Source organism: Streptomyces mesophilus (genome assembly GCF_011044995.1).
Lineage (GTDB): Bacteria > Actinomycetota > Actinomycetes > Streptomycetales > Streptomycetaceae > Streptomyces > Streptomyces mesophilus.
Map to the genome: position 1 here is coordinate 1 of NZ_JAAKZW010000495.1, position 696 is coordinate 696.

Annotated in this window: 1 protein-coding gene; it reads left to right on the forward strand. The window is 70.8% G+C overall.

Annotated elements, in window-relative coordinates; genetic code table 11:
- Positions 1 to 652, forward strand: a 652-nt coding sequence (locus tag G6045_RS40755) for a VanZ family protein (protein WP_235968628.1), incomplete at its 5' end; no start/stop codon positions are given.
- Positions 653 to 696: the final 44 nt, after the last annotated feature.

Below are 696 nucleotides of genomic sequence, written 5' to 3' on the forward strand. Positions count from 1 at the left end.
GGTCCCCTGGCCGCTGCGCGCTCTCGCGATGCTGCTGGCGTGCGCCGCGATGGTGGCGTTCGGAGTGGTGCTCGCGCGGCTGACCCTGCAGCCCTCCTCCGCCTCGGTGCCGCTCACGCACACCAACCTGCGGCCCGGCGACTCGATCCGCGACTATCTCTCCCAGCCCGCGTTCCGCGACACCGTCAAACAGCTCGGCGGCAACATCATGCTCGGGGTGCCCTTCGGCGTCCTGCTGCCGGTGATCGCGCCCAAGGCGCGTGGCGTGCTGCGGGTGCTCGCCGCCACGACCCTGGTCATGCTGTGCGTCGAGGTGGTGCAGGGCCTGGTCATCACCGGCCGGGCCTTCGACATCGACGACGTACTGCTCAACACCAGTGGGGCGCTGCTCGGTTACCTGCTCATCGGACGCCGGCTCTCCCGTTCGATCCACCCTCCGCGCCGGCGCCGCTTCTGGTGGTACGGAAGGCCGCCCGAGTCACGCGACACCGACACCGACACCGACACCGACACCGGTACTCGTACGAAGGCGGGGCGGCGTCCCCGTACGAAGGCGGACGCGGGGAGGCGGCCCCGTACGAAGGCGAGCGCTTCCCGCGAGAAGGCCGGACGTCCCCGCACGATGACCACGTGGCTCCGCAGGAAGGAGTGACCGGTTGGGCGACCGCACAAGTTCAGTGGGCCACCTCACCGCCC